21 protein-coding genes are annotated in these 21,913 nt (G+C 34.1%); 12 read left to right on the top strand and 9 right to left on the bottom strand.

The features are described from left to right. Nucleotides 1-59: 59 nt before the first annotated feature. The 6 genes from OXQ85_RS18615 to OXQ85_RS18590 all read right to left on the bottom strand — a co-directional run bounded on the left by OXQ85_RS18615 (nucleotide 60) and on the right by OXQ85_RS18590 (nucleotide 6,349). Nucleotides 60-1,115, bottom strand: a complete 1,056-nt coding sequence (locus OXQ85_RS18615; RefSeq protein WP_267406420.1) for a nucleotidyltransferase domain-containing protein — start codon at nucleotides 1,113-1,115, stop codon at nucleotides 60-62. 11 nt (nucleotides 1,116-1,126) lie between these two features. Beyond that, entirely contained in the window at nucleotides 1,127-1,876 is a 750-nt protein-coding gene (locus OXQ85_RS18610) for a nucleotidyltransferase domain-containing protein (protein ID WP_267406419.1), read from the bottom strand. Between the two features lie 506 nt (nucleotides 1,877-2,382). Further along, nucleotides 2,383-3,105, bottom strand: coding sequence for a hypothetical protein (locus tag OXQ85_RS18605; protein WP_267406417.1), 723 nt, complete (start codon nucleotides 3,103-3,105; stop codon nucleotides 2,383-2,385). A 352-nt stretch (nucleotides 3,106-3,457) separates the two neighbouring features. Beyond that, the gene (locus OXQ85_RS18600; RefSeq protein ID WP_267406415.1) at nucleotides 3,458-4,039 is read right to left on the bottom strand and encodes a hypothetical protein; all 582 of its coding nucleotides are present in this window, start codon (nucleotides 4,037-4,039) and stop codon (nucleotides 3,458-3,460) included. Nucleotides 4,040-4,084: 45 nt separating this feature from the next. Beyond that, nucleotides 4,085-4,795 (bottom strand): hypothetical protein, encoded by a 711-nt coding sequence (locus OXQ85_RS18595; protein ID WP_267406413.1) that lies wholly within the window; start codon nucleotides 4,793-4,795, stop codon nucleotides 4,085-4,087. A 174-nt stretch (nucleotides 4,796-4,969) separates the two neighbouring features. Beyond that, on the bottom strand, nucleotides 4,970-6,349 hold the full coding sequence (locus OXQ85_RS18590) for an RtcB family protein (protein ID WP_267406411.1): 1,380 nt from the start codon (nucleotides 6,347-6,349) through the stop codon (nucleotides 4,970-4,972). 99 nt (nucleotides 6,350-6,448) lie between these two features. Between OXQ85_RS18590 and OXQ85_RS18585 the strand changes: the two genes are divergently transcribed. The 4 genes from OXQ85_RS18585 to OXQ85_RS18570 all read left to right on the top strand — a co-directional run bounded on the left by OXQ85_RS18585 (nucleotide 6,449) and on the right by OXQ85_RS18570 (nucleotide 12,090). After that, nucleotides 6,449-10,453, top strand: coding sequence for an AAA domain-containing protein (locus tag OXQ85_RS18585; RefSeq protein ID WP_267406410.1), 4,005 nt, complete (start codon nucleotides 6,449-6,451; stop codon nucleotides 10,451-10,453). Continuing rightward, nucleotides 10,447-10,779: a HopJ type III effector protein gene (locus OXQ85_RS18580; protein ID WP_267406481.1), complete on the top strand. Its 333-nt coding sequence runs from the start codon at nucleotides 10,447-10,449 to the stop codon at nucleotides 10,777-10,779. Before OXQ85_RS18585 ends, OXQ85_RS18580 begins: the two co-directional genes overlap by 7 nt. Nucleotides 10,780-10,883: 104 nt before the next feature. Beyond that, a complete protein-coding gene (locus OXQ85_RS18575) occupies nucleotides 10,884-11,903 on the top strand; it encodes a WYL domain-containing protein (RefSeq protein ID WP_267406409.1) in 1,020 nt (339 codons plus the stop codon). 49 nt (nucleotides 11,904-11,952) lie between these two features. After that, complete coding sequence (locus OXQ85_RS18570; RefSeq protein ID WP_267406407.1) at nucleotides 11,953-12,090, top strand: hypothetical protein; 138 nt, start codon at nucleotides 11,953-11,955, stop codon at nucleotides 12,088-12,090. Nucleotides 12,091-12,149: 59 nt separating this feature from the next. On the opposite strand, the gene OXQ85_RS18565 is transcribed toward OXQ85_RS18570, so the two are convergent. Continuing rightward, nucleotides 12,150-13,334, bottom strand: coding sequence for a DUF1501 domain-containing protein (locus OXQ85_RS18565; protein WP_267406405.1), 1,185 nt, complete (start codon nucleotides 13,332-13,334; stop codon nucleotides 12,150-12,152). Between the two features lie 85 nt (nucleotides 13,335-13,419). Beyond that, nucleotides 13,420-14,799 (bottom strand): DUF1800 domain-containing protein, encoded by a 1,380-nt coding sequence (locus tag OXQ85_RS18560; RefSeq protein WP_267406404.1) that lies wholly within the window; start codon nucleotides 14,797-14,799, stop codon nucleotides 13,420-13,422. Nucleotides 14,800-15,089: 290 nt separating this feature from the next. On the opposite strand from OXQ85_RS18560, the gene OXQ85_RS18555 reads away from it, so the two are divergent. The 6 genes from OXQ85_RS18555 to OXQ85_RS18530 all read left to right on the top strand — a co-directional run bounded on the left by OXQ85_RS18555 (nucleotide 15,090) and on the right by OXQ85_RS18530 (nucleotide 19,189). Beyond that, nucleotides 15,090-15,653, top strand: coding sequence for a hypothetical protein (locus OXQ85_RS18555; RefSeq protein WP_267406403.1), 564 nt, complete (start codon nucleotides 15,090-15,092; stop codon nucleotides 15,651-15,653). A gap of 115 nt (nucleotides 15,654-15,768) precedes the next feature. Then, complete coding sequence (locus OXQ85_RS18550) at nucleotides 15,769-16,818, top strand: glucokinase (protein ID WP_267406402.1); 1,050 nt, start codon at nucleotides 15,769-15,771, stop codon at nucleotides 16,816-16,818. Between the two features lie 145 nt (nucleotides 16,819-16,963). Further along, a complete protein-coding gene (locus tag OXQ85_RS18545; protein ID WP_267406401.1) occupies nucleotides 16,964-17,530 on the top strand; it encodes a YceI family protein in 567 nt (188 codons plus the stop codon). 78 nt (nucleotides 17,531-17,608) lie between these two features. Continuing rightward, a complete protein-coding gene (locus tag OXQ85_RS18540) occupies nucleotides 17,609-18,235 on the top strand; it encodes a YceI family protein (protein WP_267406400.1) in 627 nt (208 codons plus the stop codon). Nucleotides 18,236-18,416: 181 nt separating this feature from the next. Beyond that, complete coding sequence (locus OXQ85_RS18535; protein ID WP_267406399.1) at nucleotides 18,417-18,839, top strand: hypothetical protein; 423 nt, start codon at nucleotides 18,417-18,419, stop codon at nucleotides 18,837-18,839. A gap of 200 nt (nucleotides 18,840-19,039) precedes the next feature. Then, a complete protein-coding gene (locus tag OXQ85_RS18530; RefSeq protein WP_267406398.1) occupies nucleotides 19,040-19,189 on the top strand; it encodes a hypothetical protein in 150 nt (49 codons plus the stop codon). 92 nt (nucleotides 19,190-19,281) lie between these two features. Here OXQ85_RS18530 and OXQ85_RS18525 read toward each other — a convergent pair whose 3' ends face one another. Continuing rightward, the gene (locus OXQ85_RS18525) at nucleotides 19,282-19,515 is read right to left on the bottom strand and encodes a hypothetical protein (RefSeq protein ID WP_267406397.1); all 234 of its coding nucleotides are present in this window, start codon (nucleotides 19,513-19,515) and stop codon (nucleotides 19,282-19,284) included. 283 nt (nucleotides 19,516-19,798) lie between these two features. Between OXQ85_RS18525 and OXQ85_RS18520 the strand changes: the two genes are divergently transcribed. Both OXQ85_RS18520 and OXQ85_RS18515 read left to right on the top strand, forming a co-directional pair. Continuing rightward, on the top strand, nucleotides 19,799-20,440 hold the full coding sequence (locus OXQ85_RS18520) for an alpha/beta hydrolase (protein ID WP_267406396.1): 642 nt from the start codon (nucleotides 19,799-19,801) through the stop codon (nucleotides 20,438-20,440). Between the two features lie 106 nt (nucleotides 20,441-20,546). Then, nucleotides 20,547-21,890: an ammonium transporter gene (locus OXQ85_RS18515; protein WP_267406395.1), complete on the top strand. Its 1,344-nt coding sequence runs from the start codon at nucleotides 20,547-20,549 to the stop codon at nucleotides 21,888-21,890. Nucleotides 21,891-21,913 lie beyond the last annotated feature (23 nt).

Raw genomic sequence — 21,913 nt, 5'->3', positions numbered from 1 at the left:
ATCACTAGAAGTGAAGTTATATTTCATGAGTGATCATTTTAATCAGAGAATTTAGTCTTTTAATACAGATTCTCTCTGATCTCAATCAGAATCTTCGTTGTTTTTTCGATATCGGGAAAATTAGGAAGATTAGAAATCGAATGATAATGTTCGATGGATTTAATCAGACTTTCTGCTTTATCCATGACGGCTTCGTACGACCAGTTTCCGGCTTTGATGTCTAATAATTCATCACGGTTTTCTACACGAATGTTCAATGAATTGGTTTTAAAAATTTGTTCGCAAGACTGTAACAAACGAATGGTATGCATCATATTTTTGCTGTCATAATTTTGTCCGTGATTTTGATTGACATTGTATCGGTCTTCATTTCGTTCCGAAACCCATTTCCAATATTCACGGTAATCTTTGCAATAGGTAGAGTAGGCATCGAGGTTGCAGAACAAATAAGCAATTGGTTTTTCCTCTTTCGGAACCGATGAAACAGAAACCTGATTGGCTTCTTCATGCTGAATGATTCCTTTATAGTTCAGATCTCCAGATTCGTTGTAGAAAAGTGCAAACATTCCTTTGGTATTGTCGATGCTTACCAAACCGCATTTTTCTTGAACTTTCCCATTTTCCGAAAGCCATTTTTTCAATAGAATCGAACCTTGATTCTGCAAAATATAACAGAAATCAAGGATAGATTTTCTTTCTTTATCAATTGGATTTAGGATCTTTTTATTTAATCCCTTTGCTTTTTTAATTTGTGAAATGGCGTAACCCGCAAAGGTGTCTTTGCATAATTTAGACAGAAAATCTTCAGGTTTCAGCAAATCCATCAACGGATTTTTATATTGAATACAATCTTCCGGACTTGCCAGAATTTCTAAAATATTCGGATTGTTTTTCTGTAATAATTCAATCAGTCTTCCGATTTCATAATACGTGATATCATTCGTTTCATTGGAAATTTGCGGAATATAATTTAAACCAAAAAAATCTTCTTTTGGTAAATAATACACTCCACGAATATCTGTATCTGAGTTTTTCGTTGCCAATCCGAAAGAGCGGCTTCCGGAGATCGCTTGGAAAAGGATGAGGTTGTGGGATTTTATGTGATCTAATTCCATAATTTTAATGATTAATCTAATAATATTTCCCTAAAAACCCTTTCCATCTTAGTTTTTTCCGAATTTCCACCCTTTAAACTTTTCGCTCTTTCTTCATTATCCGAAACCATTTTTTCCAAAAATCCAAATAATTCCCAGTCATTCGGGTGATGATAAGATTCTCCTTTGGTGGCTTTTAAAGCGATTAAGTTTTCTATTTTCATTCTTGTGAAATGATCTACTAAAACTAACAACTCACTGAATAAAACTGGAGGAACTGTTCCTTTTTCTAATATCCATTTTCCGGTCAGAGTCGTGCGAAGGCAGTAGAAATAAGATTTTAATTTTACTTCATTGGCTCTGCAGGCTTCCAGATATTTTTTGCTCATGCTTGAGTAATGATAAAATACAGCGATCGGAGAAAAGCATTCATCCGCTAAAGGTTTAAATAATTCATAGAATCTTTCATTTTTTACATAGATGATAGGAGAGTAGAACCAGCTTAATAAAGCGGCATTCGATTTCAAAAGTAAATGAAAAGTCTTCCTCAAATCCCATCCGGAACCATCCAAATCATCTTCTGTCATAAATTCTATCGTTTCATCCTTATCCCATGGTGAAAGATACCAGTCTTTTTCGTGTCGGTATATGAAACGTATGTCGTAATCGCTGTCGGGCGAAGCAAAACCCCAAGCCCGGCTTCCGGATTCTACGGCAAGAAGTATTTCTACTCCGCGTTTTTCTTCAACTTCTTTTAATTTTTCTAATATTTTTGGTGTCATTGTTTTTAATTTATGATGCAAAATAAAAAGTTAGCTGCGCAATCTTTTTACGTTGGGTGTTTTATGAAAGTTATGTTTAAACTTATTTTAAATGTAATCGCAAAATGGGCAAAAGACTTTATTGGATTTATTTAAAGGATTTCAAAAGTCTGTAAAAATAAAAGACCTTTTGATTCTTTTTCTGTAAAAAGTTGACTTACAAAGCAAAAATGTAAAGTTACAATTCAAGAATGTGAAGTTACATCGTAGCAAAGTAGAATGACATCGAAAGAAAGTAAAATTACAGCGAGAGAATGTGAAGTTACAATGCAAGAATGTAAAGTTACAATGCAAAAAAGCAAAACTACATCGGAAAAATGTGAAGTTACATCGTGCCAATGTAGAATAGCATCGAAAGAAAGTAAAGTTACATTACAAAAAAGTAAAATTACATCATAAAAATGCAACTTTACTTTGATACAATATTGAAATTCTGTAATTCAATATTTTTCAGTCTTAAAAATACATTATTTTCTATTGGTAAATTCTATGGCGGAGACGGTGGTGTATTCCGGGGAAGTGGCTCCGTAAAGACTTTTTACGTATTTTTTAATCTTTAGAGAGATGGCATACACTCCGGTTTCTTCTGCATACAGAATTTTGTCACGCTCTATAATTTTGGTGTTCAGTTCAGACTCGGTTTGGTCTACGGCGAAGGTTGTCGCTTGTAATGAGTCGTGATACGTGTTGAGGTTTTGTAATTTTATGTTGTCTTCATTGGGAGCGTAAGCGGGTAGGGTGGAAAGCAACTGTAAAAGAAGACCGAAATTTTCAGTTTTTGAGGTGAAAGACTGTCGGGAGGTAGATGCGGTTTTAGGAGCTTCTTTGCCTTCTTCAACTGGTGTATTGCTCTTCCTTGCGCTACCCTGAATAGTCTGGGTTAAAGATCTTGCCTGATCTAAAGTCCCCTGCGGTAAGCCTACAATTTCCAATAGATTGATGATGCTGGTACAAGTGGATTTCAAATTTTCGAAAGCAGTCTGACGGGCAACGATAGCATTTTTATTGGCGCTTCGTTTGTTTCCAACTTCTGTTAATTTTGCATTGGCATCGTTATACAATGCCTGAAGGCCAGCAATTGTAATATCACCAACGGGCGGATTGTAAAGATTGTACGTAGAAACTTGTTGGGTAATTTTTTGAAGGTTTGCTACATTTTTAGCGTGACCTACTTCTGAGGTACTAGACATATCAATTGTGTTTTTTAGTTAATGATTCAAATATAGAAATTATTTTAAATGTGCGGCATATTTTTTAAAGTATTTTGATGGTGAGGATGTTATGTTAAATTGGGGAAGCGCGGATTGCAAATCCGCGCTATCGGGTAATCAAAAAGACCGGAATTGCTTCTGGTCTTTTTATCATCTTGTGATCTTTTGCTGGCGCAAGCATCTCGCTTGTGACCGCCGTATTTATTGACAATGGGTACCGAGCGTGACGCTCGCATCAGCGGGGGGATCCCACAAAAGTGTTTAAAACTTAGATAAACAAAAATGGTCGGAATTTTCTTCCAACCATGACTAGCTAATTTATCGGCTCTTATTACGAATAAAGATCTATAATTTCATCCGCTTTTTGATTGAATCTTTCTTCAATCTTATTTTCGAATGATCTATTATAATCAGTAATAAATTTATTATTATTTTCAATCACATATTCAGTCATAGTCATTTTCTTCTTTGCTTCTGCCAAAATGAATTTTTTATCTAAAGTAGGAGACTGAATTTCAAGTGTTATTTTATCTCCAATTGGTTGATATACATTATTGTCCATGTTAGAAGAAAATCTAATAGCTTGTGGTGAGTAATCAAATAATTCTGAGTTACCTGTTATTTTTGCCTCGACTGTAATAATATTTACATTTGCAGTTTGACCATTGAAAGGATTACTAAAAGATGGAGGAATCTGAACTGTTTCAGATCTATTAGCTACCACATTAAAATCACCTATTGTTACTTCCTGCCATAATAATTTTTGTTTTATTTCTTTTAGCTTTTCTTCTCTTTTTTCGAGAGTGTCAATTTCTGCATATTGAATGTTATTAGTTTGTTCTTGTAACAGGTCGAATAAATGCCCGGGTAATTCAAAATTAATTGTTTTCATAGTTGTTCTGTCTTTTTTCATGGTTAAAATCTAATTTTAAAAATTGTTTTTTTTTAAGATAATTATTTATTTAGAATTCTTGTCATCTGGAAATAAGTCATCAATTTTTTTAACTACAATACTAGTATTTGCATAACTAGGATTGGTTGCAAAAAAAATATATTGATCATTATAAAAAGCAATTTTTGCTTTAGGATATTTTTGTCTTACACTATTACTTAAATCATTAAAATTTTCAATCTTATTTACATCTTTTATCTGAACAAAAATTGTAATAAAACCAATACCTATAAAGGTTACAGTTTTTGTTATTTTAGATCTGAATTTTCCTAGAAAAACTAGTGTAACCCATAAACAATATGTAACTAATATAAAGGGTATAGTTAAGATTTTCAACAAATATCTGTCTATATTAATGTAATATAAGTAAATAACTAATGCATTTGTAAGGAAAAATAATACTGATAATTTTATAATATATTTTTTTAGCCATTTATATCTTAAAGTATAAGATTTTTCTTCATTCATCCGACTCTGAACTATGTCTTTGTAGACGAATAGTATAAAATATACAAAAAGAAGTTTTATAGTCGCAATTAGCCCATCTATGATTAATTGACTTAATGAAAAGAATTTGATCAAATCTGTAGATATATAACTAATTTCTAAAAATTGCTTAATACCACCAATAATTGTAGGAACAGCAATAAGCATTGCATTGTTATTATTAAAAAATTTAAAAAAATAATTGTTTTCAATTTTTTCTAAGATATTCATGGTTATAAAGTTTGAAAGTAAATATATAAAATACTTATGAATATTATCCCGCTACGCAAAGTCTTCTGACTTTGTTCGAACTATTATTCATCATATGTGTATAGTTTAATTTGAAATTTAACAAAAATAATTTAAGTCAATAAAAAAAGATTACGGCAACCCGTAATCTCCACACTATTTTCTAAACTTCTTCTTTTTCTTCCAAGGCGCATTCTTCTGAACATCCCCCGCCATAATACATCCGTAAGGCATCACTTCATCCAAAACTTCGCAAAGTCCGTATTCTTCGATCTGCGCTCTCACGTTTTTTGCACTTTTATAAGCGGTTGGAAGTTCGGAAATATCAATTTCATTCGAGAAGAAACGAACGTCAATTCCTTTTGTTTCTTCTTCAAAAATTTCCTCAATCGTTTTATGAGCCAAAGATTTTTTATGCTGACTTCTGCTGAAATTTCTTCCCGCTCCGTGTGGCGCAAAACCTAAATTTCTTTCGTTGGTGGTTCCTTTCACAATCAAAACAGGTTCCGACATATTCAACGGAATCAATCTCGGTCCCGTAATATCCGGCATAAATTTATCATCCAAAGGCGTTGCTCCTTTTGCATGGTAAAATAAATCTCCATCTTTGAAAACGAAGTTATGTTCGTTCCAATATCGATCTTCTTTTTCGATTCCTAACTTATTTAAAGTCGCATCGTGAATTGACGTATGGTTTTCTTTCGTCCACGTTCTGATCAACTGAAGCGCTTCCCAATACGATTTTCCTTCTTCAGATTCGTAAGGAATCCAGGCATTTTCTCTCAATGTTTCAGGAGAATTTTCTATTCTGAATTTATTCGCGACCTTCATCCCTTTATCATACAAAGCAGCTCCGGGCGCTCTTGAACCGTGGTGTGTCACCAACATAGTATTTCCGGTATTTTTTGAAATTCCGACAAACAGGAAATGGTTTCCGTCACCCTGCGTTCCCATATGAGAACGGGCAATGCTGATTAATTTCTCATCATTCAGGAAATCATTGGCTCTGAAAGCATCCATCAATTCCTGAGACATCTCCATTTGCTCACCTCTCGGTCTACCTCCGTATCCGAAATGCGTGATGGAATGAGCGGCATCCAAAACTTCTTTAGGATCTGCCTTTCCAAAATCCGTCAACATCACCGAACAACAGATATCTGCGCTATGGAATCCCGGATGAATGGCATTTTTCGCCACAACAACTCCACCAACTGGAATCTGACCCACGGGACCTGTCGGACAGGCATCAGGCATAATCGCTCCGGCAACCAAAGTTGGAGTTTTCATCAAAACTTTCATCGTATTGATTACTTTTTCCACATTATCATTTTCACTTTCATGTTCGGCTCTGATGTTGATGACAAAATCTTTTGCCGTCTCATGAAGCGGGATTAATTCGGGTTGTTTGAATTGTTCCAAATAGGTTGCGATTTGATTTTCATCTAATTGATTTTCGTTGATATGAGTAATTGCTTCGGCAAACCATTTTGCTGGTCTATATCCTAATTCGATTAAGTTGTTTCCGTTAAATTCCATGTGTTCTTCATTTTGTTGATGCAAAGTAAAAACTAAAGTATGCAATGTTTTTGCGTATTATAAATTTTTTATATTTTTATTCAAAAATTATTTTTAGGCATGATGGAAAACTTAACTCCGGAAATATTTCAGGCATTTCAAAACAAACTGAAAACAGGTAACAGAAGAGGTGTTCACTTAAATGCTATTCCCGGAAGCTCAAGATATAAATTTGATCTTGCCCGACTTTCAGAAATTCATAAAAGTCTTCCCGAACATTTTATCATTAACCTTTTAACGCAGAAAAACGTTAATTTTAAATTCTCCATTCACGATAAAATTTCCGATGAGGTTTCTAAAGAAGCGGTAAAAGACAGCATTTATCTGTTTGATGATGAAAACGAAGAAACCGAAAAAAGCACAATCGGAATTTCTCTTGCTAAAGATAAAACTAAAAAGGCAGCCCTTGAAAAACTGTCTGCAAGCCTCGAAAATCTGATCTTTCAAAATGATGTCATCCAATCGGAGAAAGGAATTAATTCTCTGGGCTTCGGTTTTCCGATTCTGGTTCGAAAAGATATGGACGGACAGATTTCGGCTTCGCCTGTTTTAATCTGGTCTGTGACGATTAAGCCGGTCAACGAACTGAATACCTGGGAAATCAGCAGAACGGAAGATGATCCTATTTATGTGAATGAAGTATTGATCAATCATTTACAAAGCGATTCCGGAATTACGCTGGAGCAGATTCCTGAAGAAATGCTCGCTGATGGAAAAATAGATAAACCTGAGTTGCTGGAAATCTGCAAAACCTTATTGGGACAGCTTAAGATTACCCAAAATTTAGATTTTATCTTAAATAATTATGAGGAAATTCCGCTGATTAAAGCTAAAGCATCTTACGAAGACCAACTTCAGAATAAAGGCGATGCAATCATCATTAAATCAGGTGTTTTCTCCATTTTTGAAGTACAGAAACAGAATATCATCAATGATTATGAATCGTTAAAAAAAGAATTTAAACCTCTTGAAAACGCCGTAAGAGCTGATTTCCAATCTATCACATCAATTGAAACTGATCCTTCACAACAGGGAATTTTAGAATTATTAAAATCGCAGACTAAAATTTTGATTCAAGGACCTCCGGGAACAGGGAAAAGCCAGACGCTGACGGCGGTTTTGGTGAATGCACTGGAAAATAAGCAGAAAACCATTGTGGTCTGCGAAAAGCAAACGGCATTGGAAGTTTTGTACAACGCCCTTCATAAACTGGGCTTGGAGCGCTATTGTATTATGATTAAAGACAGTGTTTCCGACCGGAAACCTGTGGTGGATGCGGTAAGAAATACCATTGATCCTGCTGATTTTAAGAGACCGGGACAACCGTATTCCGTTCAGTCGCTGCAAGATCAATTGACAGGAATTCTGCAACATAAAACAACGATCAATGAGGTTCATGAGTTGTTGAATTCAGATTTGATTCCGGGAAAAAACTTGACGGAAATTGTAGCTGATTTGTTGAAATTCAATGAAACAAAAGAAAATATAAATATTCAGGATATTCAGTTTTCCTTTTCGGAAGAAGAGTTTAAAGATATTGAATATATATTGGAAAAGGGAAAAGATTTGTATGAAGAATACAAACCTTTTGAAAAATCATCATTTATTAATCCTGAAAAATTAATTAGCGAAAATTTTCATAACAGTCTGCAGAATTTAGATACTTCATTTCAGAATTATGAAAAAATGTGGGATGAAATTCAATCGCTGATTATTGATTTTAAACCCGTTTATGAAGAAAAGAGAAAGCTGGATTTCAGTCAGAATCTTCAAAAATTGTCTTCTTTAATCAATGAAACAGAAGTAATTACCTCTGTTCTGAATCAGAATTCTGAAGAGTTTCATCCCGAAATGACGAACGGATTTTTCTACAAGTTTATGGCTTTGTTTTCTTCCGAAAAGAAAAAGAAAATCAGCAATCAGAAAAGACTGTTAGAGATTAGTTCGGCGATTAAACAGATCAGTTTAAGTGAATTTTTTCCTTCCATTGAGCTGTCGGATAACCTTTGGAATAATAAAAACGAAATTCTGAATTACCGTCAGAAAATACAGAACCTTTCGTCGGAGTTTTCTTCAAAGCTGGAAGAGCAGTTTAATGAGATTGATTTCCTGAATGTATTTGATACTGTAGTTTCGGGAAAAGAAACGGAAATTATTGCTCAGCGTATTCAGCAGTTGAAGAAAAATATTTCCAATGATCAATGGATCAAAGATCTGAATTTTGGAAATACCTATCAAAACTTTGATGACTATTTAATTTCTGTTTTAGACCGACACCGAACGTACAGAAATCATCCTGAAAATCCTTTTTTGGCAGAGTTTAACTGGTTTTATTTTTATCAGCCTCTTAGCATTTTTCAGAAAAAAGTATTGGAAAAACTGTATTCAATTAATGATTGGAAAGCTTCTTTTTATTCCGCTTATTACCCCTTATTGTTAAACAAACATTCTGATGCTAAACTTAATTTTAGCGAAAAAAATTACGAAGAAATTACAAAGCAGATTAAGCAATACGGGTTTTCTCAGCAGAATTTTATTCAGTATTTCTGGAATGATTCTCAGCAGAATGCGGTGAAAAAATTTGAACAGGCAAATAAGGATATTACGGTGGCCAATCTTTACAATAAGAGAAGCAGTGTCAATCATAAAAGATTAACGTTACGACAAATCGTGCAGAAAGATATTGATCTGTTTACTAACTTTTTTCCAATTATTTTAACGACTCCGGATGCGTGCAGCAATCTTTTCCAGGGTAAGAATTTTTATTTTGACAATGTGGTTTTTGATGAAGCGAGCCAGTTAAAATTGGAAGATAACCTTCCGGCGATGCTGAAAGGGAAAAATATTATTATTGCGGGAGATGAACATCAGATGCCGCCATCCAATTATTTCAGTAAAGTTTTTGACGGAGTGATCGAGGATGAAGACGATATAGAATCTGAAAATGAGATTATCACTTATAAAAATTCATTGCTGAATATCGAATCTTTGTTGGATTTTGCGACTGAAAGTCAGTTTGAAAAGAATCATCTGGATTTTCATTACCGTTCTAAGCATCCTTATCTGATTGATTTTTCGAATCATGCGTTTTATAATTCGCGTTTAAAGCCTCTTCCGACAAAATCTGAAATGTTACCGATTGAATTCTTTCAGGTAGATGGAGTTTTTGATGAACATAAGAATAAAGAGGAAGCGGATAAAGTATTGGAGATTTTAAAGAATATTCAACCTTTAAAAGATGGAAATTATCCGTCGGTGGGAATTGCGACTTTCAATATTTCTCAAAGAAATTATATCAAAAGAAAAATTGTTCAGGAAACTAATCTTTCGGGAAATGAAGTTTTTAAAGAAAAAATTCAGGGATTGGAAGCAGCGGGATTATTCATTAAAAACCTTGAAAATATTCAGGGTGACGAAAGAGATATTATTATCATGTCGACGACTTACGGAAGAAAATCCGGTGGGAAATTTATCCAGAGTTTTGGTCCGATTAATCATACGAAAGGGTATAAACTGCTGAACGTGATTATCACCAGAGCAAAGGAAAAAATCTATGTCTGCAACTCGATTCCCGAAGAGATTTTTTCGAATTATAAAGAGGCTTTGCAACAGGAAGGTTCAAATAACAGAAAGGCTGTTTTGTATGCTTATTTAGCATATTGTAAGGCGGTAAGCGAAAAAAATGAAAGCCAGAGACTGGAAATTCTGAACACGTTAGATCAATTTGGATATGTTGATCATTCAAACAAAAATACAAGCTCCAATGGATTTATTGATGTAATTCATGATCGATTACAACAAGATATTCCTCAATTGAAAATGTTGAAAAATCATCATTTCGGAGGATATGAATTTGATATTCTGATTGAAAAAGGAGGTGGAAAGTCGATTATTGTGGAAGCAATGAGTAAAGAGAAATATTCCGGAAATCTTGGGTATCTGGAAGATTTACATAAAGAAAAAATAGTCCGAAATGCAGGTTTTGAATACATCAGAATCTGGAGCCAAAACTGCTGGCAAAACTTGGACGCGGAAATACAGAAAATACATAAAAAAATATCATGACAGAACAATTAAAAAATTTACCTGAAACGATTCAATTTAAAGAAGTAATTGCTCATATTGACGAGAATTACGATTTTACACCAACGAAATTTACCAATGGAAATACGGTAAATGAAGAAAATCAGAATAATGGTTCGTGCAAAGTTTTCAGCTATGCGAAACTGAATGATTTATCTAAAGAAGATACGTTGAATCTCTTCGGAGAATTTTACAGACAAGATGTTTTAAAAAATCCTGAAGGAACAGATCATCAGAATATCAGAAACTTTATGAAGTTCGGTTGGGAAGGGATTTCTTTTGAAGGAGAGGCTTTGAGTAAAAAGTAAATTGTCATTGCGAGAAACGTAGTGACGAAGCAATCTCAATTGATATTTTTTAGATTGCCGCGTCGCAGGCTCCTCGCAATGACATAAAACACAAAACAAAAACTATGTCATCCAATAAAAATGCTCTTATCCGTTATAAAACTTTAGATAAATGCTTGAAAAATAAGTACAGAAAATATACTTTGGAAGATCTTATCGACGAATGTTCTGAAGCATTGTTTGAGTTTGAAGGTAAAGAATCTTTCGTAAGCAAACGCACGGTACAGCTGGATTTGCAGAATATGCGCAGTGAGAAATTTGGGTATGAAGCGCCAATTGAAGTTTTTGAAAGAAAATATTACCGATACAGTGATCCTGAGTATAGTATTCATAATATTTCCGTTAACGAAAGTGACCTGAAGGCGATGAATAATGCGGTGCAGATCTTAAAGCAGTTCAAGGATTTCTCAATGTTCAAAGAGATGAACGGGGTGATCCAGAAATTGGAAGATTCTATTCATTCCACCAATCAAAAGTCAATCATTCATCTGGATAAAAATGAACAGTTGAAAGGATTGGAATATATTGATATTCTGTACGATGCCATTTTGCATAAGAAAGTTTTAAAAGTTACCTATAAAAGTTTTAAAGCAAGAGAATCAGATTCTTATATCGTGCATCCGCAGTTGCTGAAGGAGTTTAATAACCGATGGTTTTTGATTTGTTTTAATAAACAATATGCATATAATCTGGCTTTGGATAGAATGGAAAATATTCAAATCGAAGAAAAGATAGAATATATTGATAAAAATCTTGATGGTGACGAATATTTTAAGGATATTGTTGGCGTTACAGTTTCCCCAACGATGGCTCCGAGAAATGTGGTCTTTTTTGTGGATTCTCACAATGCGCCTTATGTTAAAACCAAGCCTTTACACGCCAGTCAGGAAATTGTAAGTGAATCAAATGACGGAACTGTTTTTAAAATTTGTGTTCAGTTAAACTACGAGTTGGAAAGACTTTTACTTGGGTTTGGAGAATCACTGATTGTTCACAAACCCCGAAAACTTCGAGTACGATTAGAGGAAAAATTTAGGGCAGGAAGTAAAAACTATGAAAATCTGGTTTTGGATGATGAAGATTAATCAAGTTTGTGGCTTGGAAATTGTAGTAATCAAAAAATAAAATAAAAATATGAAATCAAGAATATTAAAAGCAGTTGTAGCTATTGTAGCCCCTTTGGTAATCGAGTTTGTGATAAAGAAAATATCAGAAAAACTGGATGAAAAATATAATAAAGACGAGAAAAAACAACTTCCTGAATCTGTTTAAAATGATTCATGTTGAAAACTATAGAAAGAGGCTGTTAACTTATGGCAGTCTCTTTTTATTTATACAAAATCATAAACTCCATTTTTCCAACCCAATACTTTAGAAGAATCCGCTTTCAGCCAGTTTTTAAGAATAGTAGCATATACTTTCCTGAAATCTTCAGAATAAATTAAATCTCCTTCATTCAATTTGGTTAAATCTGGAAGTGGGTTTAAAAGTCCTTTTTTCTTCAAGCTACCACTGATGAAAAACATTTGATTGGCTGTTCCATGATCGGTTCCATTGCTTGCATTTTGGGCAACACGTCGACCGAATTCTGAAAAAGTCATTAACAAAATATCATCAAAAAGTCCGTTACCTTTCATGTCTGCAACGAAAGATTTTACTGCTTCATTAATGTCTCCAAATAATTTTTGTTGTCTTTCATTTTGGTTCACATGCGTATCAAAACTTCCTACTGAAAGATAATAAACTCGTGTATTAATATCGGACTTAATCAATGATGCAACGGTTTTAAAATCTTTTCCTAATTGCGAATTCGGATAAGTTTGTTCGGTCTTTTTGGCTTTACTTTTATCAAAAATATAGCCCGCATTATTGATGGTGGAACCTAAAGTTTGATATAAATAAGAAACCGTTTCATCGTCATGATGATGATCGTACAACGATTTGAAATATTTTTCCTGACTGGTTTGATATAATCTTTTTGGATCTTTGAAGGCGAATGCTTTATTATTTTCACCTTTTAAAGCCAAACTTAGCATATCATCAATTTCTAATGCCTGAGTTGGATGTTCACATTTATAACATTCTTCATCTAGAAAACGCCCCAGCCAGCCGGTTTCCAAATATTCATCGCTTTTGCTAGCGGAATGCCAAATATCCATGCTTCTAAAATGGGATTTATCGGGATTGGGATACCCGACATTATTCATCACGGAAAGCTCGCCATTGTCATACAATTCCTTAAAATAGGAGAGGGCTGGGTTAATTCCCGCTTCATCGTTCAACTGCAAAGAATCTTTGATGGCGATATTTTTTCTTTCTTTAAAATAAATGTCATTTTTTGTCGGAATGATCGTATTTAAACCATCATTTCCACCTGTGAATTGAAGCACAACCAAAATCTTCTGATGGGGTTCCAATGCTTCATCGAAAGTCATTGCTTTCAGAAAATTAGGCATCAACAACGATGCGGTAGCCAATGAACTTATTCTTAGGAATTCTCTTCTTTTGATTAGCATAAATAGTAGGTTTTAGGTTAAAGATGGTAGGTTGCAGGCTTTGCAGCGTACTTTGGCTATAAGCTAAAATCTGCAACCTGCGACCTTACATCAACTGATATTCTGGCGTTGACATTAGATTAATCACATTCATTTTCACACTATTGTCGGAGAAATTTTTAACCGAGCTCATATCCAAAGATTTTGAATTTTGAATTAAATAATCTTCAACATTTTTTCCGTTAAAAATCTTTTCTACTCTTGCCCAATCGATCGTAATATTCGGATTTTTGAAGCTTTTCGCAAGATTATTCGGGTTCTTTTTTAAGCCCATATCTACATCGTCATCTTCTTTTGGATGATAATCAAGAGGTCGTAAACCCGACCAAATCTGGGGAATTTGCAATCTCAACATCAGTGTTGAACTGTCAATCCATGATTTTCCGTTTGGCCAGCCTGCAACGTTTGGCGGGTACAAAAGCGTTTGCCCTAATAATTTCTGATAAACGATGAGGTTTTCCCGATTTTGAATATTCATTGGAAGAGTTCTCATCATTCCTGCCATCAATTCTATGGGCGATTTTATTCTGTTCCCAATGTTTTTTTTATCATAAAACCATGAACTTGAGAAAATATCTTTCATGAGTTTTTTAATGTCGTAGTTCGATTGATAAAAACTTTCGCTTAGTTTATTTACAATAGCTTCGTCTACATTTTCATTCACGAAAAATTTGTAAATTTTTGTGGTGATAAATTTTGAAGTTGCTTTTTGTTCAAGAATAATATTTAAAGCATCAGTTCCTGTAAAATTTCCGGTTTTATTGAGGAATATTTTTGTGCCTTCATCATGCTGTTTAGGCCTTTCAAGAAAATTCCCTTCTTTGTCATAACCCCATCCGGTAAAGGCTCTTGCACCTTCTCTGATGTCTTTTTCGGTATAATTTCCTCGTCCCATTGTGAAAAGTTCCATTACTTCACGAGCGAAATTTTCATTGGGATGATCTTTTTTATTTTGTTGATTATTTAAAAAGTTCAACATTGCAGGCGCTTGGCTCACTTCAAACAAAAGATCTTTGAAATTTCCCAGTGCATTTTTTCGGATAACATTTAAAATCTGTCGATTAAATCTAGGATTTTGAACTCTCGAAGCAAAATGCCCATGCCAGAAAAATGCCATCTTTTCCCTCATTTGCTCTTTGCTGTTAACCATTTTATCAAGGAAATTCAGATTGAGCTCTTCGTTTTGTTCGCGATTGATCTTCTGCATTTCTTTTTTCTTTTCTGCGGGCGATTGATCGGTCATAGAATCATTGATCTCTATATCAGGCGTCTCGTAATTAATTTCAGTAAAAGGTTCTTCTTTAAATAAATCATTAATTAAGTCTTTTACATTTATATTTTTCAAATCTTCCAATTGGTTGATTCCGGCTCCGAAACCGGCCCGCCAAAGAAGATGTTTATTATTAATGAGAGATGGAGGTGTCATTGTAATACTTTGTTTTTTGATGTTTCGAGTGAGATAAGGTTAAAATAATAACGATTAAGAATTCTTAATATTGCTATTTTTCGTAATTCAAAAAATGTATAGTTTTCATTAAAATCTCAATTCTATATTAAATGTAAAGAATAACTTAAACACCTATTTAATTTTTAACTAAATTTAACTGACTGATTCACTTTTGATTGTGCTCTTTTAGAATGTTAAAGTGGAATTATTTGCCTTTCTTGGCATGATTTTTACATCTTTCAGGATAGTAAAATTTAAAAATCAGAGTTATGAAAATGTTAAAACAAGCAATCTTACTTGCTGGTATTATGACGGCAGGTGTTGTAAGTGCTCAAAGCTCACAAATGAATAATATGTTGAAAGTAGGTGCTAACGTAGGTTTAGCGGTTCCTGCTGATAACCTTTCTGCAGCTGTGGGTGTAGATGTAGCTTACCAAAACTTAATCACTCCAGGATTCGGATTGGGTATCGCAACAGGATATACTCATTATTTCGGGAAAGATAACAACGGTTACAATAATAACGATGTAGGAGTTGTGCCAGTAGGTGCTTTGATCAGAATTTATCCTAAACAAACAGGATTTTATTTTGGAACTGACTTAGGATATGGTTTTCTAGTTGGTAACGACAAAGTAGCTTCAAACAGCAATGTAGACAGACCAGATGGTGGTTTCTACATCAAGCCTGAGATCGGGTACCACAACAGAGACTGGAATTTCTTTGTACAATATCAGAAGGTATTTGCAGGAAGTAAAGGAGATCTTGCTGGGCAAGACTATAATGTGGGGAATCTTGGTCTAGGATTTTCTTACAATATACCATTAGGGAAGTAGTTAGATTTAAATATAAACAATTATTAGCCAAACCTTTTCAAATTTTTGGAAAGGTTTTTTCATTCCCTTGAGAATTTACAAAAAGTATTATTATATTTAGATAAAATTTGAGATAATGAATTTGAATCCAAAATTTCCACTTTATTTACCGGGAGTACAGAACGGTAATAATGATAATGTTTCTATTATCGGGGCAAACCTTCGTGAAGATGTTACCACTGTGGGATATTTTATCTCCGGAAACGGTGGTCTTGAAGTAAAAATCCAAAATAATTATCCTACCAAAGAATTTTCTTCGTTTTCAGATATTTTGAAGAAATTCATTCAGGAAAACAATTTGGAAAATGTAAAACGTCTGGGAATGGCGGTTCCGGGACCAGTGCTTGATGGGAGAAGTGCTCCTGCAAGGCTAGGTTGGAATCTGGAGGTAGAAGACTTTAAAAGAGATTTCGGGTTTGAAAGAGTAGAAATGCTTAATGACCTTGAAGCTTCTGCATACGGGATGGGACTTTTGGAAGATAGCGAGCTAGATCCTATCTACACAAGCGGTCACCTTGAAAAAGGAAATGTCGCAATTCTTGCACCTGGAAACGGGCTGGGAGAAGCTGGATATTTCTTCGACGGAAAATATTTAAGACCTTTTGCTACAGAAGGTGGTCACTCAGAATTTTCACCAAGAACGAATGTTGAGGTGGAATTTTATCAGTTCTTAAATAATATTTACGGAATTGTAAGCTGGGAAAACGTACTTTCAAAAACAGGTTTGTTTAATATTTACCGATTCCTGAGAGATGTGAAAAGACATCCTGAACCGGAATGGTTGGCAGATCGTTTTGCGAATGGTAATTTTGCTGAAGAATTATACAAAGCAGCGATCGAAGAAGATGTATTGATCTGTAAAATCGCGTTGGATACTTTCATCGAGTTTTTAGCAAGAGAGGCAAACAACCTTACTTTAAAGCTAAAAGCTACCGGAGGATTGTTGATTTCAGGAGATATTGCTCAGGCGATCAGAGAATATATTAATAAAGATAAATTCTACGAAAAATATAAGATCAGTGATAAAATGGAGGATATGTTGAGAAACATCCCGATTTACCTAATAAAGACAAAAAATACAGGATTGAACGGTATTGTATTATACACTGCTTATTATCAAGACTAAAGAACGGCTCCGAAGAAATTCGGAGCTTTTTATTTACTGATATTATTCATGAAAATAATTACTTTTATTGATATACATCAATGAAATCTATCAAATAAGTATAGTATTTTTGCATCATTAAACAAGGTAAATAACTTTATTCGAAATGAAAAAAATATTATTATTAGCAGTTTTAGCTGGTGGTCTGGCTTTCGGTCAATCAAAAAAAGTAGTAGCTTCTGACGTACACTGGTGGGGATACAAAGTAGCAAAATCTGAGGCTAGCTCTCACGACGGTACTGTGAAAGTAAAATCTGGTGATATGATCATGAAAGGAAACCAATTGGTTGGAGGTTCATTCGTATTAGATATGACTTCTATCAACGCGACAGACCTTTCTGGTGAGTACCAAGGGAAACTAAACGGTCATCTTAAAAACGGAGATTTCTTCGAGGTGGAAAAGTTCCCGACTGCTAGTTTCAAAATTACTGGTGTAAAGAAAAACAACGATAAAGTGTATAACAGTATCGTAACAGGAGATTTAACGGTAAAAGGAAAAACAAATTCTATTTCTTTCCCTGCTAAGATTTCTTACAGCAAAGGAGTTGTGGCTTTGGTTTCAAACAAATTCTCTTTCGACAGACAGAAATTTGATGTTGCGTACAAATCTACAATGCAGGATGTTTTTGTGAAAGATGATATCGATATGCTTGTAAAAGTAACTGCTAAATAATTTAAACAAAAAAAGATTGTTAAAAGTGTAGAAGTTCTACACTTTTTTTTATTTTTGTTGAATTGTAAATAAAAAAGAATGAAAAGATTACTATTGTTTGCTATGATGTGTGTAAGCATGTCATTTGTTTTTGCTCAAAAGAAAGGGGATAAGGTGATAAAAGTGACTTCATCGGATATCAGATGGTGGGGATACAAAGTAGTGAAAACTCAGGCTTCATCGCACTCGGGAACGGTAAAACTAAAAAGCGGGAAGTTTAATTTTGATAAAACTGTTCTTATCGATGGTGAATTTATTATAGATATGAGAAGTATTCTGGCGGGAGATGTCTCTGATGAAGATCAATTGAAACTGACAGATGATCTGAAAAGTACCAACTTTTTCGAGGTTAAAAAATTTCCTACGGCTAAATTTCACTTAACTAAAATTATTCCTTTAGCAAATAGTGAGTACAATTCTACGATTTATGGTGATATTACGATCAAAGGTGTGAGAAAAACAATCTCTTTCCCTGCGAACGCTTATATTACTCAGTTTACTGTTATTATTGAATCTGCTAAGTTCTCATTAAACAGAAGAGACTTTAAAGTATTCTATCAATCTTCATTAAAAGATTATTTCATTAAAAACGAAATGGATTTTCAGTTTAAAATTTCTACTGAAAAACTGGATAATGAAAACAGAGTTCCTGTAAAAAAGAAATAATATCAACCTTGATATAAATAATTGAGCGGCTTGTAAGTCGCTCTTTTTTTTGGTCAAAATTGTGAATTAATTTTAATTTACTATATTTGTTTTAAAGTATTTATAAAAATATTTTTTAAAAAATATAAATTCGTAACTGTTGGGATTGGATTTTTGAAAAATTAATTAAAATAAATACAAAATGAATAAATTATTAGTAATTTTTATTGCTTCTTTTGTGGAGCTTTCGGCTCAAGTGGGAATAAACACCACGCATCCACAAGGTGTCTTAGATATAGTTTCTAACAATTCTACTATGGTAATTCCTCGCCTCGCTGATCTGTCGGCTATTAAGCAGCCTGTAGAAGGAATGGTTGCCTATGATTCTACCAATAAAACAATCCGATTTTATGACGGAACCAGCTGGGGAACTTTAGTGTATAGTAGGGATCAAACAAAAACCAATGAAGGAGTCTTGAAAATAAACGGAAGTGGAGCCGGAGCCGGAACAAAACCCACTTGGACTAACGTTTCTGAGAATACCCTCAAACAGGTAACTTTATCCTCACCGTTGGTTTATGCACACCGCCTACTACAAGTTGGCCGGATAATTCTTCCACTATAGATTCTAAAGTATATGCTGGTGGAAAATTTTTAGAAAATGCAGTACGTGGGCAGGTTCATCAGTGGAGGGTAATCGTTAATTATACCAAATCCTCCAATATTTACAGTCAGGATATTACTTTTATTCTTAGAAATCCTACTTCGGGTTTTCGGTCTGAGATCAGTGGGGTAGTACCTTCCAGTAAAACAAGTGGTATTTTGGTGTATAATTTTACTACCATTGCAGATGGAGCAAGCCTTCCTCCTCCTTTAGGCACGGGTGCGGGATATATTTTAGAGTGGGTAGCGTCGGATACTATTTCTTCATTATCTATTGATAGTATTACAAGGATATCTTTTGCAAAAAACTAATTCGTATTGAATTTGAAAAGTGTAAAAACCTCTTTATTTGAGGTTTTTATTTTTGAAATAAAAAAACCGCTCTTTTTGGAGCGGTTAATTTGTTATGGACAAGGTGTACATTTTATAAGCTGATCAATTGGAATATTGGCTAGGGCGGGTGTATGAATGGCTTGGCATACAGCTGTACATATTAATTGTTCTACAGATGGTCCTATGTAAGGAACATTACCTATGATGCCTATTGGAATGCCACCGCCAATAGCAGGGATTAGATTAAGTGCACTTCCTGAAATTTCTTTCAATTCCTTTCTGTCTAATTTTTTTAAATTTTTCATGATATTTTATTTTTATGATTATTGTTTTACTAAATTATTAAATATTTTAATTGAATTTGTGTTTTTAATGATTAAAATGCGTTTTATGTGATTTTATTCGTTTTTATTTTTGTAATTATTTATTAATTTATTTAAAACATATAATTAAATTAATATTGTGTTGTTTTTATTGTAAATCACGATTTTTAGATTTAATTACAATGTAAGTTTCTTCTTCTTTGACTATTACTGATAAAATGTAAAGCAGTAATTCTATTTTCATGATTTTTATTATTTTAGTTCTATGAAAATTTATGTTGTAAGTGGTCTCGGTGCAGATTTTAAAGTGCTGGAAAAAATAAAATTCCCGGCGCAGTATGAAATTGTTTTTATAGACTGGCTCATTCCACAGATGAACGAGCCTTTCAATGATTATATCCAAAGAATGGCTGAGAAAATAGATGTTTCTGAGCCTTTCAGTCTATTGGGATATTCTTTTGGAGGTATTGTGGTTCAGGAAATCAACAAAATAAAACCTGCGCAGAAAGTCATAATTCTTGGAAGTATAAAATCCGACAAAGAAAAATCGAAATTCATTAAACTTGGCGAATACACGAAAATTCCGAGGGTTTTGCCTATTGGTCTTTTCAACGATAAAGCTGCCAATATGTATTCTGTAGTGAGAAAACTGTTTGATCCTAAAAATCCTAAAATTCTACAATATTTTAGAGTGAGAGATCCTTATTATTTAAAATGGTCTGTCGAAAAAGTATCAGAATGGAAATTTGAAGAAACCCCTGAAGTGATTCAGATTTTGGGAGATCGGGATATTGTTTTTCCTATAAAATATTCAAAGCCTAATTTCGTCATAAAAGGAGGTACTCATCTTTTTCCTGCAACAAAACCTCATGAAGTGTCTAAAATTTTAGGGGAGGTTTTAAAATAAATATGTTTTAAAATTAATTTTACTTAAAATTAAAGGGGTTTTAAAAATATTTTATTGTTTTTATAAAATTAATGCTTACTTTTGAGGGGGTAAACAGAAAAATTTTATGAAAGTAGGTTTGAAATGGATCGTTTCATTTAGTATTATTAGTTTGGTGGCAATAGGAGGGTTATTTTGGAGCCCGATTGTTGATTTTCCAAATACCGGAGAATTCCTGAGTGAAGATAAGATTGTAGGAGCAGATGTTGCATGGATTTTGGCTGCTGCCGGATTGGTTTTGCTAATGACACCTGGTCTTTCTTTCTTTTATGGCGGAATGGTCGGTAAGAAAAACGTGATTTCAACCATGCTTCAAAGCTTTATTGCATTAGGAGTTATTTCAATTTTATGGGTAGTCATTGGTTTTTCACTGTCTTTCGGAGATTCTATCGGATTTACCTTAAATGGCGAACATTACGGTATTATAGGAAATCCTTTAAGCTATCCTTTTTTTAGCCGAGTAGGCGTTTTGCCGCATAAACAGATGGCATCCACGATACCTTTTGTGTTGTTTGCTTTGTTTCAGATGAAATTTGCTGTAATCACACCCGCGTTAATTACCGGTTCTTTTGCAGAGAGGGTTCGTTTTGTATCCTATCTATTATTTATGGTACTTTTCAGTTTGTTTATCTATACACCGCTTTGCCACATGGTTTGGCATCCGGAAGGTCTTTTAAATAAATTTTTTGGAGTTAAAGATTTTGCTGGTGGAACCGTTGTTCATATGAGTGCAGGATTTGCGGCTTTGGCAGGTGCTTTAGTGGTCGGAAACAGAAAAAATCCTCATCATGAGCCTTCCAATATTTCTTACGTGATGTTGGGAACAGGAATGCTTTGGTTCGGTTGGTTTGGTTTTAATGCTGGTTCTGCATTAAGTGCCAATGCAACAGCAGCGATGGCGTTCGGAACAACCACGATCGCTTCGGGATCTGCAATGATGACATGGATCTTTTTTGATCGAATTAATAAGCGTAAAGTTTCTGCATTAGGAGCCTGCATTGGTGCGGTAGTCGGTTTGGTGGCTATTACGCCAGGATGCGGATTTGTCTCTATTCCTGAAAGTATTTTTATCGGATTTATTTCTGCGATTGTTTCAAATATCATGGTGAATTGGAAAGCATTGAAGAAAATAGATGATACCTTAGATGTTTTTGCCTGTCACGGCGTGGGCGGAATTATGGGAATGATCTTAACGGCTATTTTTGCTCACGGTGAAAATGCAAGTTTGCTTCACGGCGGTTGGGAAGTGTTTGCTCATCACATGATGGCATTGGTTCTTGTTTCTTTATTTGCGTTTTTCGGTTCATTAATTTTATATAAAATCACAAATAATATTATCACATTAAGGGTTTCTGAAGAATCTGAGAAAATGGGACTTGATATTTCTCAGCACGAAGAAAGCCTTTGTTAAAAAGAATTGTGAGGTTTAAGCTA

This window comes from Chryseobacterium sp. GM_Chr_2, from assembly GCF_026540445.1.
In the GTDB taxonomy this organism is placed as follows: domain Bacteria; phylum Bacteroidota; class Bacteroidia; order Flavobacteriales; family Weeksellaceae; genus Chryseobacterium.
Note: the sequence above shows the minus strand (reverse complement) of the source record. Positions and strands in the feature narration are given on the sequence as shown.

Excerpts from the sequence above, each read along its gene's own strand:
- OXQ85_RS18560 (WP_267406404.1), bottom strand. The coding sequence starts at position 14,799 with ATGACACCTCCATCTCTCATTAATAATAAACATCTTCTTTGGCGGGCC.
- OXQ85_RS18515 (WP_267406395.1), top strand. The coding sequence starts at position 20,547 with ATGAAAGTAGGTTTGAAATGGATCGTTTCATTTAGTATTATTAGTTTG.
- OXQ85_RS18525 (WP_267406397.1), bottom strand. The coding sequence starts at position 19,515 with ATGAAAAATTTAAAAAAATTAGACAGAAAGGAATTGAAAGAAATTTCA.
- OXQ85_RS18535 (WP_267406399.1), top strand. The coding sequence starts at position 18,417 with ATGAATAAATTATTAGTAATTTTTATTGCTTCTTTTGTGGAGCTTTCG.
- OXQ85_RS18590 (WP_267406411.1), bottom strand. The coding sequence starts at position 6,349 with ATGGAATTTAACGGAAACAACTTAATCGAATTAGGATATAGACCAGCA.
- OXQ85_RS18605 (WP_267406417.1), bottom strand. The coding sequence starts at position 3,105 with ATGTCTAGTACCTCAGAAGTAGGTCACGCTAAAAATGTAGCAAACCTT.
- OXQ85_RS18555 (WP_267406403.1), top strand. The coding sequence starts at position 15,090 with ATGAAAATGTTAAAACAAGCAATCTTACTTGCTGGTATTATGACGGCA.
- OXQ85_RS18615 (WP_267406420.1), bottom strand. The coding sequence starts at position 1,115 with ATGGAATTAGATCACATAAAATCCCACAACCTCATCCTTTTCCAAGCG.
- OXQ85_RS18600 (WP_267406415.1), bottom strand. The coding sequence starts at position 4,039 with ATGAAAAAAGACAGAACAACTATGAAAACAATTAATTTTGAATTACCC.
- OXQ85_RS18585 (WP_267406410.1), top strand. The coding sequence starts at position 6,449 with ATGATGGAAAACTTAACTCCGGAAATATTTCAGGCATTTCAAAACAAA.
- OXQ85_RS18540 (WP_267406400.1), top strand. The coding sequence starts at position 17,609 with ATGAAAAGATTACTATTGTTTGCTATGATGTGTGTAAGCATGTCATTT.
- OXQ85_RS18520 (WP_267406396.1), top strand. The coding sequence starts at position 19,799 with ATGAAAATTTATGTTGTAAGTGGTCTCGGTGCAGATTTTAAAGTGCTG.
- OXQ85_RS18575 (WP_267406409.1), top strand. The coding sequence starts at position 10,884 with ATGTCATCCAATAAAAATGCTCTTATCCGTTATAAAACTTTAGATAAA.
- OXQ85_RS18565 (WP_267406405.1), bottom strand. The coding sequence starts at position 13,334 with ATGCTAATCAAAAGAAGAGAATTCCTAAGAATAAGTTCATTGGCTACC.
- OXQ85_RS18595 (WP_267406413.1), bottom strand. The coding sequence starts at position 4,795 with ATGAATATCTTAGAAAAAATTGAAAACAATTATTTTTTTAAATTTTTT.
- OXQ85_RS18550 (WP_267406402.1), top strand. The coding sequence starts at position 15,769 with ATGAATTTGAATCCAAAATTTCCACTTTATTTACCGGGAGTACAGAAC.
- OXQ85_RS18610 (WP_267406419.1), bottom strand. The coding sequence starts at position 1,876 with ATGACACCAAAAATATTAGAAAAATTAAAAGAAGTTGAAGAAAAACGC.
- OXQ85_RS18570 (WP_267406407.1), top strand. The coding sequence starts at position 11,953 with ATGAAATCAAGAATATTAAAAGCAGTTGTAGCTATTGTAGCCCCTTTG.
- OXQ85_RS18545 (WP_267406401.1), top strand. The coding sequence starts at position 16,964 with ATGAAAAAAATATTATTATTAGCAGTTTTAGCTGGTGGTCTGGCTTTC.